This is a genomic window from Pseudarthrobacter sp. MOO14, assembly GCF_058267675.1.
Genome location: NZ_CM177849.1, coordinates 2,831,935 through 2,849,785, shown reverse-complemented (window position 1 = coordinate 2,849,785; position 17,851 = coordinate 2,831,935). Strand labels below are relative to the sequence as shown.

The 17,851-nt window shown below is 67.8% G+C and carries 16 protein-coding genes; 5 read left to right on the top strand and 11 right to left on the bottom strand.

The genetic code is table 11. The features are described 5' to 3' along the window. Nucleotides 1–82: 82 nt before the first annotated feature. Nucleotides 83–484 (top strand): hypothetical protein, encoded by a 402-nt coding sequence (locus AC4EEV_RS13330; RefSeq protein ID WP_109863649.1) that lies wholly within the window; start codon nucleotides 83–85, stop codon nucleotides 482–484. A 181-nt stretch (nucleotides 485–665) separates the two neighbouring features. Here AC4EEV_RS13330 and AC4EEV_RS13325 read toward each other — a convergent pair whose 3' ends face one another. Then, the gene (locus tag AC4EEV_RS13325; protein WP_018763747.1) at nucleotides 666–1,508 is read right to left on the bottom strand and encodes a putative protein N(5)-glutamine methyltransferase; all 843 of its coding nucleotides are present in this window, start codon (nucleotides 1,506–1,508) and stop codon (nucleotides 666–668) included. 189 nt (nucleotides 1,509–1,697) lie between these two features. On the opposite strand from AC4EEV_RS13325, the gene AC4EEV_RS13320 reads away from it, so the two are divergent. Beyond that, a complete protein-coding gene (locus AC4EEV_RS13320; protein WP_285318610.1) occupies nucleotides 1,698–2,744 on the top strand; it encodes a lactonase family protein in 1,047 nt (348 codons plus the stop codon). A gap of 176 nt (nucleotides 2,745–2,920) precedes the next feature. Continuing rightward, nucleotides 2,921–6,097: an alpha-amylase family glycosyl hydrolase gene (locus AC4EEV_RS13315; RefSeq protein WP_491329179.1), complete on the top strand. Its 3,177-nt coding sequence runs from the start codon at nucleotides 2,921–2,923 to the stop codon at nucleotides 6,095–6,097. An 83-nt stretch (nucleotides 6,098–6,180) separates the two neighbouring features. Here the strand turns inward: AC4EEV_RS13315 and malQ are convergent, their stop codons facing one another. Further along, nucleotides 6,181–8,400, bottom strand: a complete 2,220-nt coding sequence (malQ, locus tag AC4EEV_RS13310; protein WP_491329178.1) for a 4-alpha-glucanotransferase — start codon at nucleotides 8,398–8,400, stop codon at nucleotides 6,181–6,183. Nucleotides 8,401–8,685: 285 nt separating this feature from the next. Between malQ and AC4EEV_RS13305 the strand changes: the two genes are divergently transcribed. Both AC4EEV_RS13305 and AC4EEV_RS13300 read left to right on the top strand, forming a co-directional pair. Beyond that, nucleotides 8,686–9,732, top strand: a complete 1,047-nt coding sequence (locus tag AC4EEV_RS13305; RefSeq protein WP_491329177.1) for an aldo/keto reductase — start codon at nucleotides 8,686–8,688, stop codon at nucleotides 9,730–9,732. 175 nt (nucleotides 9,733–9,907) lie between these two features. Next, nucleotides 9,908–10,204 (top strand): DUF3040 domain-containing protein, encoded by a 297-nt coding sequence (locus tag AC4EEV_RS13300; protein ID WP_081624215.1) that lies wholly within the window; start codon nucleotides 9,908–9,910, stop codon nucleotides 10,202–10,204. Here AC4EEV_RS13300 and AC4EEV_RS13295 read toward each other — a convergent pair. The 9 genes from AC4EEV_RS13295 to AC4EEV_RS13255 all read right to left on the bottom strand — a co-directional run bounded on the left by AC4EEV_RS13295 (nucleotide 10,115) and on the right by AC4EEV_RS13255 (nucleotide 17,851). Beyond that, nucleotides 10,115–11,161, bottom strand: a complete 1,047-nt coding sequence (locus tag AC4EEV_RS13295; RefSeq protein ID WP_491329176.1) for a DMT family transporter — start codon at nucleotides 11,159–11,161, stop codon at nucleotides 10,115–10,117. The two genes, AC4EEV_RS13300 and AC4EEV_RS13295, sit on opposite strands and share 90 nt — an antisense overlap. Continuing rightward, the gene (locus AC4EEV_RS13290; RefSeq protein WP_109863655.1) at nucleotides 11,158–11,754 is read right to left on the bottom strand and encodes a TetR/AcrR family transcriptional regulator; all 597 of its coding nucleotides are present in this window, start codon (nucleotides 11,752–11,754) and stop codon (nucleotides 11,158–11,160) included. Before AC4EEV_RS13290 ends, AC4EEV_RS13295 begins: the two co-directional genes overlap by 4 nt. Before the next feature lie 73 nt (nucleotides 11,755–11,827). Continuing rightward, entirely contained in the window at nucleotides 11,828–12,370 is a 543-nt protein-coding gene (locus tag AC4EEV_RS13285) for a gluconokinase (protein ID WP_491329175.1), read from the bottom strand. Continuing rightward, nucleotides 12,367–13,458 (bottom strand): L-idonate 5-dehydrogenase, encoded by a 1,092-nt coding sequence (locus AC4EEV_RS13280; protein WP_491329174.1) that lies wholly within the window; start codon nucleotides 13,456–13,458, stop codon nucleotides 12,367–12,369. The genes AC4EEV_RS13285 and AC4EEV_RS13280 overlap by 4 nt, the downstream gene beginning before the upstream one ends. Further along, nucleotides 13,458–14,228, bottom strand: a complete 771-nt coding sequence (locus tag AC4EEV_RS13275) for an SDR family oxidoreductase (protein WP_491329173.1) — start codon at nucleotides 14,226–14,228, stop codon at nucleotides 13,458–13,460. Before AC4EEV_RS13275 ends, AC4EEV_RS13280 begins: the two co-directional genes overlap by 1 nt. Further along, a complete protein-coding gene (locus tag AC4EEV_RS13270) occupies nucleotides 14,225–15,166 on the bottom strand; it encodes a 2-hydroxyacid dehydrogenase (protein WP_491329172.1) in 942 nt (313 codons plus the stop codon). Before AC4EEV_RS13270 ends, AC4EEV_RS13275 begins: the two co-directional genes overlap by 4 nt. A 43-nt stretch (nucleotides 15,167–15,209) precedes the next feature. Beyond that, the gene (locus AC4EEV_RS13265; protein ID WP_018763292.1) at nucleotides 15,210–15,965 is read right to left on the bottom strand and encodes an SDR family oxidoreductase; all 756 of its coding nucleotides are present in this window, start codon (nucleotides 15,963–15,965) and stop codon (nucleotides 15,210–15,212) included. Between the two features lie 144 nt (nucleotides 15,966–16,109). Further along, nucleotides 16,110–17,123 carry a 5-oxoprolinase subunit C family protein gene (locus AC4EEV_RS13260; protein WP_491329171.1) on the bottom strand — a complete coding sequence of 338 codons (1,014 nt, stop codon included), beginning with the start codon at nucleotides 17,121–17,123 and terminating at the stop codon, nucleotides 16,110–16,112. Then, nucleotides 17,120–17,851 carry a 5-oxoprolinase subunit B family protein gene (locus tag AC4EEV_RS13255; protein ID WP_491329170.1) on the bottom strand — a complete coding sequence of 244 codons (732 nt, stop codon included), beginning with the start codon at nucleotides 17,849–17,851 and terminating at the stop codon, nucleotides 17,120–17,122. The genes AC4EEV_RS13260 and AC4EEV_RS13255 overlap by 4 nt, the downstream gene beginning before the upstream one ends.

Genomic DNA, 17,851 nt, shown 5'->3' with positions numbered 1-17,851 from the left:
AGGCCGGCTTTCATTTTCTCCGGCAACGGGTGCCCCCGCGTATGCCGGAACTGACAACCCTCTCGCAGAGCAGGAGTTCATCATGAAAAACAAGCTTCTTTTGGGTGTGGGCGTGGCTGTCGGCTACGTTCTCGGCTCACGGTCCGGCCGTGCAGCGTATGACAAGCTGAAGGCCCGCGCGGCCGGCCTGTGGGACAGCAAGCCGGTTCAGGACAAGGTGGCAGCAGCCACGGAGGCCGTCAAGGAAAAGGCCCCTGAAGTGGCCGACCAGCTCGGCGAAGCCGCCCGCAGGGCAGGCACTGTGGTTGGCTCGGCACTGCACCGCGAGGGTGCCTCCGACGGGAGCCGGACCTCCGCCACCGTTACCGGCACCCCACCGGCTGAGAGTGCGGCGGGGCTGGGCGAGGACCACATTCCCGCCCACAGCACCCACCCGGAGACCACCAACCTTGGCACCTCGGACGCGACCGCAGGAAAGGCCTGACTCCAGGTCTATTTGTTTGCATTTAGCGCTGCGGCCGTGTGACAAGCACAGCCGGCCAGTGTTGTGCTACAACTGAATCGCCTTGCTGGCCGTCGCGATCCTTGGGGGACGCGGCGGCCGGCATCGTCTTAAGTGTGGCGGGGTCACTTCCTTAGGCAAAATTCCTGCCCCGCGACAGCACTTAGCCCCGGCTGGTCCCGGGCAGGGCGCGCCCCGCCACCACCGTCGCGTCCAAGTCCTCCGAGCGGACCGTCTGCGTCCGGAACCCGGCCGCAGCCAGGATTGCAGATGTGCCGGCCGCCTGGCGTTCACTGGTTTCGATCAGCAAGTGTCCCCCGGGCGCGAGCCACTCGATGGAGCCGGCGGCAACGCGGCGGTGGAAGTCCAGCCCGTCCTCGCCGCCGTCCAGTGAAGCCACCGGCTCGTAGAGCCGGGCTTCGGGCGGCATGGTCCTGATGGCCCCGGTGGGCACATAGGGCGCGTTGACGGCCAACAGCCCGACCCGGCCGTGCAGCGAGGAAGGGAGTGCCTCGAACAGATCGCCCCGATGGACGCGGCCGCCCAGCGGCCCGATGTTTCGCATCGCACACCGTGCGGCTGTGGCGTCGATGTCGGCCGCGTGCAGCTCCACACCGGGCAGCGCGTAGAGGATGGCAGCCCCCATGGCGCCGGACCCGCAGCACAGGTCGACGACCACCTGAGCTACCGCCAGGGAAGAGCCGGACAAGAGGGCCACAGCATGGTTGACCAGCAGTTCAGTACGGCGACGCGGTACGAAAACCCCGGGCTCGACAACAATGCGGCGGCCCGCGAACTCCGCCCAGCCCAGCACGTACTCCAGCGGCACCCCTTCAACGCGCCGCTGCACATTCAGCGCGAGCTCCGCAGGCCCGGACGCGTCCGACAGCAGCAGCCGGGCCTCCTCCTCGGCGAAAACGCAGCCGGCGGAACGCAGGAGGGTGGCGATGTGGCCGAAGGCCCGGGTGGGGTGGCTGTCAACGGCGCTTGATTCAGGATCTGGCATATCGACGCCTCTCATGTGAATCAGCGGGAACACTCACCGACACCGTCCGCCACCAGTCTGGACCGGCATGCGGTGGACAACGAAAACTGCAGAAGACGGCATCGTCGCCTGCTGCAACAGCCGGACTTCCCCATGCTAACGGCCAGCCCGATGCAGGGAAATGGGGCCAAGTGTTGAAAGGATGGAACCATGACCACCGGCACAGCCAGCAGCGCTCTTTGGATCGGCAGCTACACCGACGACGCAGGCGGCCGTGCCAGCGGCATCGGCGCGGTGGGCACGCGCCAGGACGGAAGCCTTGAATGGCTGGGCACGGCGGTCGAGGCCCCGTCGCCGTCGTTCGTGGCCGTCCACCCAACTCAGCCGGTGGTGTACGCGGCCGCCGAGCACCGCCAGGAAGTGCGGGCCTACCGCCGCCGGGGCAATTTCGGTTTGGAGCCGCACGGACAGCCCCAACCGGCCGGCGAGGCCACGTGCCATGTCGCCGTGGATCCGGCCGGGCGGTTCCTCACTGCGGCGTGCTGGGGTGACGGTCAGGTCCTCCTCTACGAATTGGATAACGACGGCGCCATCACCGGGCGGTTCCCCGGCGCACCATCGGTGGATCCCTACGCCGGCACGGCCCCCGGCAGCCCCAGGCAAAGCCGCGCCCACGCCGGCCTGGTGCTGCAGGACGGCCGCATCATGACCACCGACCTGGGCCATGACGTGCTCCGTATCTGGAACTATGTGCCGGGAACCGGGCTGGTTCCCGACCATCATGTGGTCCTCCCCCGCGGCAGCGGTCCCCGGCACATGGTCCAGCACCATACCGGCGCCGTTTTCATCGTGTCCGAATACTCCGTGGAGGTCTTCGTGGTCCGCGCGGCGGCCGGCACCTACGAACTGATATTCAGCGGACCGGCCACGGCAAGCGGTGGCAAGGACAGCGATTCCGCGGCCGAGATCTGCCTCGGCCCCCAGGGCAGGTTCGCCTATGCCGGTGTCCGCGGCTCGAACATCATCAGCGTCCTGGCCGTCACAGAAGGCGGCACGGAACTCATCCCCGTCAAAGACGTCCCCAGTGGCGGTGACTGGCCCCGGCACCACCTGGTCCGGGGAAACCGGCTGCACGTAGCCCACGAACGGTCGGACAACATCGCCACATTTGACCTGGACCCCGCCAGCGGCATCCCCGGCCCGGTCCTGCACCGCCTTTCCACCCCGTCACCCACCGCCCTCATAAACGCCGGTTAACAGCAAGGCACCAGGGAACGCCAGCTTCCCCAAACGCTGGAGTAATCCGGTGCAAGCGCTTACAGTTGTGACTTGGTTCACAAGGACAGCAAGCTGCCCTTTCGAGCTCTCCTGCCGCATCCCCATGTCAACGGCACGCCTGTACAGCAGCGCTGCTTCCCAGGAAGGTCTCACCCTTGTTATTCCGCACCCCCCATGGCGCGCCCCCACGCGCCCACCTGCCGGGCACACCGGCAGCATCCCAGCACGTCACTGCGTCCCGGCGGAACAAACAGTCCCGCCGCGCCGCATCCCGGCCAACTTCCGCAATCCACCTCACCGCTGCCCGGTCCGCCGCCGCATTGCTGGCAACGGCACTCGCCGCAGGCATCGCGGTCCTTCCGGCCCAGGCGGCGCCCGGCATCAAGGATCCCGGACCCAAGAACCCGGACTCCGCTCCGGCACTGCATTCGCTGCGCGGCCCCGTGACCGACGAAAACTTCTACTTTGTCATGGCGGACCGGTTCAACAACGGCAGCACCGCCAACGACCAGGGCGGCCTGGGCCCGGATCCCATGGTGTCCGGCTTCGACCCCACCAAGAAGGGTTTCTACAACGGCGGCGACCTGGCCGGCCTGCGAAACAAGATCGATTACATCCAGGGCTTGGGCACCACCTCCATCTGGTTGACGCCCAGCTTCAAGAACAAGGCAGTCCAGCCGGAGGACAAGTCGGCCGGGTATCACGGTTACTGGGTCACCGACTTCACCCAGATCGATCCGCACCTGGGCACCAACGATGAACTCAAGGCGCTCATCGACGAGGCACACGCCCGCGGCATGAAGGTCTACTTCGACATCATCACCAACCACACGGCGGACGTCATCGGCTACGAAGAGGGCGACCGCAAAGGCTACGTATCCAAGGACGCCGCACCGTACAAAACTGCCTCGGGCCAACCGTTTGATGACCGGGATTACGCCGGCACCGGGACCTTCCCGCAGCTGGATGCCGGGACATCGTTCCCCTACAAGCCGGTCCTGGCGCCCGGCGAAGAAAACCTCAAAGTACCGGCCTGGTTGAACGATCCCACGCTGTACCACAACCGGGGCGACACCACCTTCACCGGCGAGGACTCCATGTACGGCGACTTCTTCGGCCTCGATGACCTCTTCACCGAAAACCCCACGGTGGTGCACGGCATGGAAGACATCTACACATCGTGGATCGGCAATTTTGGCGTGGACGGCTTCCGGATCGACACCATGAAGCACGTGAACAACGAGTTCTGGCAGGAATTCGGCCCCAAGGTCCTTAGCTACGCCAAGGAACACGGCAAGGCCGAATTCTTCATGTTCGGCGAGGTGTTCGATACCAGCAAGAGCTTCACCTCCCAATTCACCACCCGCAACAAAATGCAGGCAGTCCTGGATTTCCCGTTCCAGGATGCCGCCCGCAACTTCGCGTCCAAGAGCCAGGACGCCAAAGGACTCCAGGCCTTTTTCGCCGGCGATGACTGGTACACCGACGCCGATTCCAACGTCTACGAACTGCCCACCTTTCTCGGAAACCACGACATGGGCCGCATCGGCAGCTTCATCAGCCAGGACAACCCCGCCGCAGGCGACGCCGAGAAGGTGGCACGGGACGAACTGGCCCACGAGCTGATGTACTTCTCGCGCGGCAACCCGGTGGTGTACTACGGCGACGAACAGGGCTTCACCGGACCGGGCGGTGACCAGGATGCCCGGCAAACGCTCTTCGCCAGCAAAGTTCCGGACTACCTCGACGACGACCTGCTGGGCACGGACGCCACCCACGCCACCGACAACTTCAACCCAAGCCACCCGCTGTACGCCAAGATCCGGGAGCTTGCTGCCCTCACCAAGGAGCACCCGGCGCTGCGGAACGGCGCACACCAAAACCGTTACGCCTCCGACGGCCCGGGCATCTACGCCTTCTCCCGCACGGACGCCCAGGACCAGCGCGAATACGTGGTGGCACTGAACAACAGCGCCCAGGCCCGGACGGCGGACGTTCCCACCTACATCGCCAAGCGCAGCTACACGCGCGTTTACGGCGAAGGCGCCAATGAAGCCAAAACCTCTGACGACGCCAAACTGACGGTGACCGTCCCGCCGCTTTCCGCCGTCGTCTACGAATCCTCAGGCCGCATTCCGCACTCAAAGGCCGCTCCCGCCGTCGCCCTCCAACAGCCGGCAGCAGCCACGAGTGAAAACGGGCGCATCCAGGTGACGGCCGACGTCGACGGCAGGTCGTTCTACGAGGTCACCTTCGAGGCCAGGACGGCGGGCGGCAGCTGGGAGCCGATCGGGACGGACGACACCGCCCCGTACCAGGTGTTCCACGACGTGGCGGCCTTGGATGCCGGGACACCGCTGGAATACCGCGCCACCGTGCTGGACAACGGCGGCCACACAGCCACCAGCCAAAGCCGCTCCACCAACGTTCCCGCGCCCCTGCTGACCCTCCAGAAGCCTGCCGAAGGCAGCAGCGTCGAGGGCAAAGTGGAGCTGAGCGCCACGGCTGACCCGGAGAAGGCAAGCCATGTGGTGTCCTTCGAGCGCAGCGTCAATGGCGGGGATTGGACGTCGGTGGGCACCGACTCGTCCTCGCCCGTGTACTCGGCCACTGATGACGTCTCCGGACTGGCGGACGGTACCAAGGTCCAATACCGGGCGGCGATGATCGGCGCCGGCTTCAACGTCACCAGCGGCACCAGGACTGTCTTGGTGGGCCAGGCCCCGCAGCCCGACTCGGTCACGGTGGCCGGATCACTGAACCTGGCCATGGGTTGCACCGCGCAGTGGGATCCGGCCTGCCCGCAGGCAAAGATGGTCCTGGACCCGGCGGACCGGATCTGGCGGCTGACCGTGGACCTGCCGGCCGGGAAGTACGAATACAAGGCAGCGCTCAACGGCGGCTGGGACGAAAACTACGGCGCAGACGGCCAGCTCAACGGGCAGAACATCGTGCTGGACCACCCCGGCGGCCCGGTCACGTTCCGCTATGACAACAGCACCCACCTGCTCAGCGCCGTCTTCGCGTCGCAGCAGCCGGCCGCCGTGGCAGCCGCTGGAAGCATGGACAGCGAGCTGGGCTGTGCCTCGGACTGGGAGCCGTCCTGTGCCCAGGCGCAGCTGGTACTGGACCCGGCCGACCTCCTCTGGAAGCTGTCCATCCCGGACCTCCCGGCGGGAAGCTACGAGTTCAAGGCCGCCCTCAACAAGTCATGGGACGTCAGCTACGGAGCGGGCGGGGCAACGCCTGGCGCCAACATCGTGTTTAAGCACGACGGCGGCCCGGTCACCTTCCGCTACGACCACTTCACCCATGTGATGACCGCCGGCTAGCGTTCGCCGGCAACACACCGAAGGGCCCCGCCGCTTCCCGGGCAGTTCACCCAGCGGCGGGGCCCTTCGTCAATGAACACCAGTCAGGATCCGTGCAGGGCCCCCTCCACCACCGCGAGCAGCGAGTTGAACCTCTTGTTGGCCGGAAGGTCGTCCAGGAACACCGGTTTGCCGTCGGGGCCGCCCAAAGGCACCTGCCAGTTGGGGTACAGCGCTTCGGTGGTCCCGGGCTGGTTCTGGACCCGCCGCTCCCCCACCGCATCCACCAGGGCCACGCCGAGCAGCACCGAAGGCGCCTGGGCCAGCAGCAGGTGCAGCGCCTCGATGGTGTTCGCCTCGGCACCGGGTTCGCCCGGTCCGGTGGTGTTCGCCTCGGTGAGATAACCGCGTTCGCGCAGCAGGGCGAACATCTTTTCCAGCGACGCATTGTGCTCGGCCCGCTCGTCCTCCTCGGAGCGCTCCAGCAGGCCAAGACGGCTCCGCAACGCCACATGGTCACCCGCGAGGTAGCCGGCGGTGGGCGGGAGGTCGTGCGTGTTGACGCTGGCGAGTGCCTGCGTCCGGTACTTTTCGGGCGCCAGCGGGGAGTCGCCGTCGTACTCGAACCACAGGATGGACGTGCCCAGGATGCCGCGGGCAGCGAGGTAGTCACGCACCCACGGTTCAAAGGTTCCCAGGTCCTCCCCGATCACCACGGCACCGGCGCGGTGCGCTTCGAGGGCGAGGATGCCGATCAGGGCCTCATGGTCATACCGGACGTAGGCGCCGTCCCCCGGCGCGTTGCCGGCAGGGATCCACCACAACCGGAACAGGCCCAGGATGTGGTCAACGCGGATACCGCCGGCGTGCCTCAGCACGGTGGCGAGCATGTTGCGGAACGGCTCGTAGCCGGTTTCTGCAAGCCGGGTGGGGTGCCATGGCGGCTGGCCCCAATCCTGGCCCTGCTGGTTGTACATGTCCGGCGGCGCGCCCACGCTGGTGGCCGGCGCCAGCACGCCGCGCAGCGTCCACGCGTCGGCACTGCTGTGGTCAACCCCTACGGCGAGGTCGTGCACCACTCCCAGCCGCATTCCGGAGCGCAAGGCTGCCTGCTGCGCTTCTTCCAACTGTTCGTCGCAGATCCACTGAAGCCAGCGGTGGAAACCGATCCGGTCCGCCAATTTCTCCCGCAGTGCCTCCGCCTCGCGGGTTCCGATGGCGCAGGCCGGGTCTGTCCAGAGCGGATCGTCCGGCGCGAGGTCCTCCCTGATGGCGGACCAGAGGGCAAAGTCGTCCAGGCCGCTGCCGGAGATACGGCAGAACTCGTCGAACGCCGCCTGCCGGGCCGGCGAGCGCCGGGTGTGGTACAGCATTTCCAGCGCCTGCAGCTTCGCCGCGTAGACGGCATCGCGGTGCAGCCGGGCCCCGTCCCTGTTCAGCCCGGCGACTTCCTCGTGCAGCTTTTCCAGCGCCGCCCGTTTCCGCGGCCGCAGGTAGGCAAGCTCGGGGACCGCCTCAATACGGATGTAGAGCGGGTTGAAGAACCGCCGCGTGGACGGGGAATAGGGCGAGGGCTGGATGGGTGGCACCGGTTCCGCCGCGTGCAGGGGATTGACCAGCACATAATCGGCGCCGCGCCCGCCACTGATCGCCGCCAGGTCCGCCAGGTCCGCGAAATCGCCGATGCCCCACGAGCGCTTGGACCGGACCGAATACAACTGCGTGGCCAGGCCCCAGCCGCGCCGCTCCATCAGGGGCGCCGCCGTGTCCAGGCGCGCCGGCGTCACCACCAGCGTGGCAGTGGCCGTGGCGCCCTCGGAGTCGGCGTGCAGGGTATGCCAGCCCAGCGGGAGATCCGGCGGCAGGGAAAAGGTGGCGCGTCCGGTGGGGATGCCGTCGACGTCCAGGGGCTGGACCCAGACGTCCTCCTGGGCCGCCTCGAGTGAGCCTGCGCCGCCTTCGAGGGCGACCGTCAGCCGGGCCGTTGCGCCGTCCCGGACATGGACCGGAACCTGGGCGGGCTCACCCTGCTTGATGACGACGGCGGGCGGCAGCATCCGCCGCCATGGCGCCAGTTCCGCTTCCGCCAGGGCAGCTTCGATGTGCTGGTTCGTATGGGCCTGCACACCCAGGGCGGCGAGCACCTTGATCAGCGTTGGCGCGGCCACGGAGTGCGGGAGCCCGTCCCAGCCTTGGAAGGACGTGCCCACGCCGTGCGCATCCGCCAACTGCTGGAGCAGGTGCGGATCCACCGGCGCCTGGGCGGCGGGAGGGTCTGCGGGCATGTTTGGCCGTGGTGCGTGCTGCTGGTCTGAAGCCGTCATGGGTGTCCGCCTCGTCTGTGATGGTCCCGAACTTACAGTGCTGCCTGTTGCCCCGGGAGCTGACACCCCAGTGCACAACCGTTGGTTCAGATTATTGCAGGGGGCAGCCGGGGCGAAACCCGGGCCGAGGATGGCGGCGGCCGCCACAAAACGTCATCCTGCGGCGCTCCGGTTACTCCATGCGACGAAAAGAGAAGGACTAAGGCGGAATTCTGCGGCCGTCCGGGGAATCTGTGTAGCGTCATGACGATCCACGGCGCGGCAACTATATGGAGGAGACCGGAGATGAGCCTTAGCGAACTGCGGGTGTTCGGACGGTCAGGCACCCCCATCAGCCCGCTCACCCTTGGCACCATGAACTTTGGCGAAGGAACCGGCGGGCCGCCGGGCGCCCCCACCGGCGCCGATGATGCCATCCGCATCATCCACGCGGCGCTTGATGCCGGCATCACGGCGGTGGACACCGCCGATGTCTATTCCCAGGGCGAGTCCGAACAGGTGGTGGGGAGGGCACTGCGCGGCCGGCGGGATGACGTCTTCCTGGCCACCAAGTTCCACGGCCAGATGAGCCCCAATCCGGCGCACTCGGGCAACTCCCGCCGCTGGATCACCCAGGCCGTCGAGGGCAGCCTCCGCCGGCTGCAGACGGACCGCATCGACCTGTACCAGGCGCACCGGCCGGACTACAACACCGACGTCCTGGAAACCATCACCACCCTCAACGACCTCATCCGCCAGGGCAAGATCCTCTACTACGGCACGTCGGTGTTTACCCCGGCGCAGCTCGTCGAAGCGCAGTGGCTGGCAACCACCAACCACCTGATTCCGCCGCTGGGCAACCAGGTTCCCTATTCAATGCTGGTCCGCGGCAACGAACGCGACGTGCTGCCCATCGCCCAGCAGTACGGGCTGGGCGTGCTGGCGTACGGACCCTTGGCCGGCGGCTGGCTTTCCGGCAGCTTCGTCCTTGACTCGGGGAAGCCGCCCACCCGGGTGCACACGCTGCCGGGGCGGTACGACATTTCCGGGCCCTCCAGCGAGCGGAAGCTGCTGGCAGCGGATTCCCTGGCCCGGCTGGCGGACAAGCTGGAGATGCCCCTGGTGGACCTGGCCGTCGGCTTCGCCCTGACCCACCCCGCGATCAGCAGCGTAATCATCGGCCCGCGCAGCGAGGAACACCTCCAGGCATACCTCCGCGCCGCGGATGTCCAGTTGGGCGAGACGGTCCTGGACGCCATCGACGATCTGGTTCCGCCGGGGACCAACTTCGTGGAGCGGGACGCCGGGGCAATTGTCCCGTCCATCGAGTTCGCCGAATTACGACGCCGGTAGCGGGCTCACGGGCGCGGCAGCACGGTCAGCGTCCGGCAGCACCGTCACGGCCCGGCGTCGAACGACACCGGCGGGCGGGACGGCGGGGCGGGCCGCCGGGGAAACTATTGACTAAGCGGTAGAAGACTCCTACGGTCGATAGCGAAACCGCCTCCCAGGGAATACAGGGGCTGCCATGCCAATGTCCGATGAGGAGCGACGCCTGCTCAAGGAGCTGGAACTGGGGCTGATCGCGGACGATCCCCATCTGGCCATGGAACTGCTGTCCGGCTATCCAGCGCGCCGTTTCCCCACGGCTCTCCTCCCGGGATTGGCGGTGGCGGTCATCGGCCTGGTGTTGATCCTGGCGGGGGCAGGTCTGCCGGCGCCGGGCGCGGTGGTGCTAGGAATCCTGCTGCTGGGGCTGGGCGCCTGCCTGTTGCTGGGCCCCATCGGGTTGAACAGGAGCGCGCGGCGGCAGCCCACCGCCTGACAGCGCCGCTGGTGAGCGCGGACCCGGGATTGCTGCCGGCCCTGGTACGGCCCGGGTGCGCGGCGCCAGGATGAACAGGCTGGCCAGGACCGCGGCGGCGCCAAGCCAGCCGAGCGCCGGAAGCCGTTCACCCACTACGAATACCGCCAGTACGGCGGCAACCACCGTTTCGAGCAGCGAGATGCCGGTGGCCGTGCTCGCCCCCACCCGGGCAAGGCCCCAGCCGAACAGGAGATAGCCGGCGAACATCGGCACCACCGCCATATAGGCGCCGACGCCGACCGTGGACCAGGAGGCCAGGAGTGGGCCGCCCGTCAGGGCAAGGACCGGCATCAGGAAGAGCCCGCCCAGGCCAAAGACCGTGCCCATGGCCGCCCTGGGTGTGACACCGTCCCCGATCAGGCGGTGGGCTGCCCAGGAATACAGGGCGTACGTGCTGCCGGCCAGCAGTCCCAGGGCCACTCCCGCCGTGGTGGTCCAGGAATCCGTGGCGGCGGGCCCGGCAGGGCCGTGCCCGGCAAAGGAAAGGAGCGCCGCTCCACCCACTCCGAGCATTGCCCCGGCAATCCACCGCCGGCGCAGTGGATTCCTGTCCGCCGCCCGCTCGATGAGGGCCGCCGCGATGGGGGCCGAGCCGATGGAGACCACAGTTCCCACGGCCACGCCGGAGAGGTGCATTGAGCTGTAGAAGGCCAAGGGATAGACAGCCACCGCTGCCGCCCCCAACAACACCAGTCTCCACCGCCGGAACAGGCCGGCCGGCCGGCTGGCAATGTGCCGTGCGGCGTACAGAGCCTGCAGCAACCCGCCCGCCCCCATGGCCACCGCGCCGATGGCCAGGGGACTTACATCCGGTGCGAAGGTGGCGGCCGTCCCGGTGGTCCCCCAGAGGACGGACGCCGCCACCACGGACAACGCTCCCCAGGGCAACGCAGGGCGGCGTGGAGTGGAGTTCACAGCGCGTCCAACAGTTGCGCGGCGATGGCCCGGGCTTGCCGCAGCGGCGCGTCGCCGCCCTCCAGGCCTGCCCTGGCCATGGCACCCTCGAGGAGGAACGCCAAGTGGGCGGCAACGGCGGGCGCCTGCCCCTCCCTCCCGGGCAACAGTGCCGTGACGTGCCGGGCCAGGAGTTCCTCTACTTCCTCCTTGTGGAGCCGCACTGCGGTCCGCCCGGGGTCCCCCGCGGGCAGTTCAGCCGCCGCGTTCAGCAGCCCGCAGCCGCGGAATCCTTGCTGGTAGGCGGCATTTGCGTGGTCCAGGTAGGCGTCGAAGACCGCCAGTGCCTGCTCCGTCGGGGTCCCGGCCCTTTCCAGCCGCGTCCGGTAAAGGCCCAGCCACTCCTCATGCCGTGCTTCCAGGTAGGCGGCCACGAGGTCCGCTTTGGACGCGAAGTTGTTGTAGAGGCTCTTTTTAGCCACGCCCGCCTCCGCAGTGATCGTGTCGATCCCGGTAGCCGCAACGCCGCGGTCGTAGAAGAGGCGGGCGGCGGCGTCGAGCAGCAGTTCCCGGGCGGGAGGCCGGCTGGGCGCCGAGGCGCGTGACACAGGCATGGGGCTCCTTGCGGTGATGGTAGGTAGACCAGTCTACCTACCACCAGCGCAGGGTGGAACACTTGCTTCTTGATTAGGCGGTGCGGACCGTCCGGGCGGACATGGCCTGGAGCTCCGTGGCCAACCGTTCCACCAGGAGTGCCGGGGGTTCGGTGATATCGGCCAGGACGTGGGCCTCGTCCTGGTCCAGTTCCTCCAAGGCGGCGAACTGGGATTCCAGCAGGGTCCGCGGCATGAACTCGTGGGCGCGGGCTTCCATCCGCGCTCCAATGGTGTCTGTGCTTCCGGTGAGGTGGATGAAGACAACATCCGGCGCTGCGCTGCGCAGCAGGTCCCGGTACCGGCGCTTCAACGCTGAGCAGGCGACGATCGGCGGGACTGTCGTGACGCCGTCGGCCTTTCCTGCGAGCAACTCCCCCAGCGTGCCAAGCCAGGGCTCCCTGTCAGCGTCCGTGAGCGGTATGCCGGCGCCCATTTTCTGCTTGTTGGCGGCCGGATGGAATTCGTCGCCATCGAAGAACGGCATGTCCAGGCGCAGGCCCAGCAGGGAGCCCATGGTGGATTTCCCCGAGCCAGACACGCCCATCACCACCAGGGGCGGCAACGGGGCGTTCACCGTTGCTCCCCGTTCCCGTCGAAGCTGAGGAGGACTTTGCCGGAGCTGGTGGAGTCTTTGGCCACCTCGAAGGCGTGCAGGGCGTCCTCCACGGGGTATTGGTGGGTGATGACGGGGCTGATGTGCAGTGATCGGTCGGCAAGCGCCGCGATGACCTGGTCGATTTCGTCGTTGAAGCGGAAGGAGCCTTTGAGGTCCAGTTCGCGGGTGATGGCCAGCGAGATGGGCAGCGGTTGCATGCCGGTGGGCAGCAGCCCCACCATGACCACGGTCCCGCCCCGGACCGCGCCGCGGATGGCGGAGGCCAGTCCGTGGTGGTTGCCGGAGGATTCGATCACGACATCGGCCTCCACGGCGGCGATCGCTTCGGTGTCTGCGGCGTTGATGACCTGGTCCGCGCCGACGGCCATGGCGATCTCCAGCGGCTTGGGATGGAGGTCCACAGCGGTGATGTGCGCGGCTCCAGCGCGTTTGAGGACCGCGACGGCGAGGGCACCGATGGGCCCGGACCCGATCACCAGCGCGGTCTTCCCGGCCACGTCCCCGGCCCGGGAGACGGCGTGCCAGGCCACGGACGCGGGTTCGACCAGGGCGGCCGTGCGCAGGTCGATGCCCTCGGGCAGGGCCCGCAGCATCCGGGCCGGCAGGTTCACGTACCGGCTGAAGGCGCCGTCGGTGTGCGGGTAGCGGGCGGCGCTGCCCAGGTAGGTGCACCCGGGTGAGAGGTTGGGCCGGTCCACAGGGTACCTGGCCGCGCCCGGACCCGGGGTGGCGGGGTGGACGGCGACGGCGGTTCCGGGCTGCGGCCCCTGGCCGTTGGCGGCGGCGCGGACCACCACACCGGAGATTTCGTGGCCCAGCACCAAGGGCGCCTTCAGGATGGATTCCCCGGCCGCACCGTGCAGCCAGTAATGCAGGTCCGACCCGCAGATCCCGCCATACAAGACCTCAACCACGGCCTGGTCATCCGCCGGCCGGGCCAGCGGGACCTCATCGACCCGGAGATCCCCCGCGGCGTGGGCCACCACGGCCGGCCCGGAGCCGGGCAGCATGTGGGCCCCTGGCTGGACGGGTGTGTTCGCGGGCATCAGACCACCACCGTCATTCCGCCGTCGATGAAAATGGTCTGCCCGTTCACGAAATCCGACCCGTCCGAGGCCAGCCAGACCACCGGCCCGGCCAGGTCCTTCGGCGTGCCCCAGCGGTGGGCCGGGGTGCGGCCCAGGATCCAGGCATTGAACTGTTCGTCATCCACCAGGTTCTGCGTCATCTCGGTGTGGATATACCCCGGCGCGATCCCGTTGACCTGCAGGCCGGACCCGGCCCACTCGGCCGTCATGGCCCGGGTGAGGTTCCGCAGCCCGCCCTTGGCCGCAACATACGGGGCAATCGTGGGGCGGGCCAGGTCCGTCTGCACCGAACAGATATTGATGATCTTGCCCCGGCCCCGCGGAATCATGCGCCGGGCCGCCTCCCGCCCCACCAGGAACGCACTGGTCAGGTCCGTGGAAATCACCCGCTCCCAATCCGCCACGTCCAACTCCAGCATCGGCACCCGATGCTGGATCCCGGCATTATTCACCAGGATCTCCAACGGACCCACATGCTCTTCGATCCACGCGATACTGCGGCCTGCCGCCTCGCCATCGGTAACGTCAAACGCGACACTATGCACCCGGCCCGGGGCATAATCGGCGGCCATCGCCGCCTCGGCCTCCTTGAGCCGCTCCCCGTTGATGCCATTCAACACAACCGTTGCACCGGCGTCCGCCAACGCCCGGGCGAGTGACGAGCCGATACCGCGGCTGGAGCCGGTGACCAACGCGACGCGGCCGGTGAGGTCAAACAGTGAGCTCATGCGAACGGTCCCTGCTGCACCAGGTTGACCGGGGTTTCGCCGGCGGCGAGGGCCTCAAGCTGCCGTTTCAGGAGTTTCAGGATCCGTGGTTCGAACGCTGAGGCGTTGCCGCCAACGTGGGGGGTGATGAGGGCGTTCTCCGAGGACCAGAGCGGGTGGCCGGCGGGCAGCGGTTCGGGGTCGACCACGTCGAGGGCGCAGTGCAGGCGGCCGGACACCACTTCAGCCGTGAGGGCGTCGGTGTCGATCACGGCGCCGCGTCCGACGTTGACCACCAGGGCGCCGTCCGGCAGGGCGGACAGGACCTTGGCTCCCACCAGATGGTGGGTCGCCTCCGTGAGGGGAAGGACGGAGACCATGATGTCGTGGTCGGCGGCGAGCGCTGCGAGTTCATCAGGACCGTGGACCTGACCATCCGCATCGGTACGTGCGGCGCTTCCCACCCGGGTCAGTGTGACTTCGAAGGGTTCCAGCCGGCGGGCAAGCTCCTGGCCGATTCCACCGATGCCCAGCAGCAGGACGCGCCTGTCGGCCAGGGACTGCCGCCGCTGCGGGGCCCAGTTCTCCACCTGCTGGTCCCGGACAGCCTGGTCAATGCCGCGCAGTTTGGCGAGGATAAGGCCAACGGCCAGCTCCGCGGTGGCAGCCGCATGGACGCCCGAGGCGTTTGCCACGGCGGCGGCCGGACCCGCTGCCTCGCGGACGCCGTCGAACCCTGTTGACTGTGTTTGCACGAACTTCAGGTCAGGGACCTTGCCCAGGGAACCCAGCACGGCACCGGCATTGAGGTACGGCAGGATGACCCCGTCGATGCTTCCGTGGGCCTCGTCAGGGGCCCGTTGCATGTCCCAAACCACTCCCGTCAGTCCCTCCGGGAGCGGGGACAATTCAGCCAGGAGCTGGGGTTCGGGGAAACTGACGGTTTGCACGTGCTGCATCGTTGAAGGCCTATCGGTTGGTGGGAAGGTGCTGCGGGGATCGTTATGCGTCGCGGCGGTCGAAGGTGAGGCCACCCGGGACCTGGAAGGTGGGCATGAGTTCAAGCATGCCAACGTTGACGTGGCGCGGGGTCTCGATGGCGTAATCAAGGGCATTGACGATGTCGTCCGTGGTGAGTGATTCGTAGCCCTCGTAGTAGGTCTGCCAGGCTTCTTCCATGGCCTCGGGGCTGCCGCCCAGGTTGCGGCCGAAGATTTCGGTTTCCACCCGGCCGGGGCAGATTTCGGTGACGCGGATGCGCTTGCCGACCGTGTCGTTGCGCAACTGCCGGGAAATCTGGTGCACCGCGGCCTTGGTGGCGTGGTAGGCGGTGTGGCCGTAGAAGTTGTAGAGCCCGGCGATCGAACTGATGTTGACCACATGGCCCAAATCCCGCTCCACCATGCCGGGCAGCACCAGCCGCGTGAGCTGCAGCAGGCCGCGGAGGTTGACGTCGATGAGTTCGTCGATGTCCTGCTCGGAGGAGTCCAGGATGTTGCCTGTCCGGGAGACGCCGGCGCAGTTGACCAGGACGTCCACCTTGAGGTCGCGGACGACGCCGGCCAGGGCGGCGGTGTCGGTCAGGTCCACCACATGCGGGACTGCTCCCGTGCGGTCGGCCAGTTCGGCGAGGCGTTCCTCGTTGCGGGCCACCGCGTGGACGGTCAGTCCGCGCTTGGCGAGACGCTCGGCGATTGCCGCGCCCATGCCGGTGGACGCTCCGGTGACGAGGGCTGTGGTGTAGTCGGAAAAAGGCACAGGGACTCCAAAAAGTGGTAGGTGGCGGGGCTTTTTAGGTCCGGCAAAGGACTGGACGTTGTGGCCCCCCGGTTGGCAGGGGTCAGGGATCGCGCGGCATTCTGTGGGTGCGGTCCTGGGCGGTGGGACTGTCAATCATGATGTTCAGGCTCCTGACGCCGGGCTGAGTTCGTGCCAGCGCTGGCCGGCGCCGACCCCGAGGAGTCCGAAGACCGTGTTCACGGTGTTCCGGAGTCTGTCCAGTTCCAGGCAGGCTGTGCGGTGCATGGCTGTTGCTTCAGCCACGGTTGTCTTCCTGAAGGTGACGGTGTGTCCGGGCCTGGATTGCGCCAGGACATCCAAGGAGCGGCTAGTGACGACCCCCAGGACCGGATAGCCCGCCGTAACGCCCCGTCCCCGGTGCAGGACCAGCAGTTCGTCCCGGGACGGAACCTCGATGGCCCCCACCGGGACACCGCGGGAGAGGACCTCGGAGGTGAGCTGGCGTTCGGGCAGTGCGCCGCCGAGCCGGAGTCCGATGTGGTTGCTTCGGGGGCTCACGGTGTACTGCGTGGTGAAAAGCAGGTCTGCGGTGTCGCCGAATTCGGCTACGTCCGGCCCGTCGGTGACGTCGATGACCGGGTGGGTGGTGAATTCCGGCTTTGCCAGCCCCAGCCGGAACAGGGGCAGGCCGAAGTGCGGCTGGATGATGGGTGCGGTGGTCTTTTGCGTTGCAAGCCGGCTGCCTTCAACAAGTTTCAGTCCGAAGCCCACCACCGTGTCCGGTGCGCAACTGCCCAGCAGCGTGGGGACGGTGAAGGATCCGCGGACGGCGATGTAGGCCCGGAGACCGGTGCGGATTCCGCGGACCGTCACTGTTTCGCCGGCCCGGACGGAGACGGGCTCCCACTGGGGTAAGTCGCGGCCGCCCACCGAGAGGTCCAGCGGGGCGCCGGTCACGGCGATCAGCAGGTCCGTGGTGGCGCGCATCCTGAAGTCCAGGGCGGTGAGTTCCAGGAGCGGATCGTTGTCCCCGTTGCCGGCCAGGATGTTCGCGGCCTTGGCCGAGAACTGGTCCAGGGCCCCGTTGACGGGAAGTCCGAATGCAGGACCCTTTGTCCGGCCAAGGTCGGTGACGACAGAGTGTCCGGGCTGAAGGACGATCAGTGCCCCGGTCATGGCCGGGCCTCCAGGAACTGCCCCTCGTACTTTTCGAAGTCCTCCGCTGGAATGCGGTAGAAGCGCAGTTCATCGCCGGGGACGTAGGGCACCAGGGGTTCGCGTGCTGCGTCCAGGACCGTCAGGGGGGTCTGGCCGATGACACACCAGCCTCCTGGTGCGACGGCGGGCGCGATCACGGCCTGGCGTCCGGCCACGGAGACTGCACCGGCGGGCACGGAGAGCCGCGGGTCCCTGAGCCTGGGGACGGGGGCCGGGAAGTCTGGTCCGTCCATCATGGGCGAGCCTGCCGGCGCTCCGAGGCAGCGGATGACGTAGGTCTTGGCCGTGTGCCGGGCGATCACGTCCTGGACATCCAGGCCCTGGTGCTCTGCCACGCTTTCCAGGTCCGGCCCGTAGCTGCCGCCGTACACGACGGGTACCTCGAAGCGGCGCGGCTCGCGCAGGGTGGTGCCCACAAAGTCCAGCTGGCGCATCCCCAGGAGGATGAACGCCCTGACCTGGCGGGCGGAGGTGAGGTAGGGGTCGAATTCGACCAGGACGGAGTCGTAGGTGGGAACGGCGCCGTGGATGCCGTCGACGCCGACGGTCGCCAGCCAGCCGGCCAGGGAGTGGACGGTGGCCCAGTTGGCTTCTGCGTCACCGGACTGTGCCACCACGCGCAGGGCGGCGTCGCCCGACTCGTAGATGTCCAGCATTGTCCGGCTGGTTGTCGTTGGGGCGGCCAT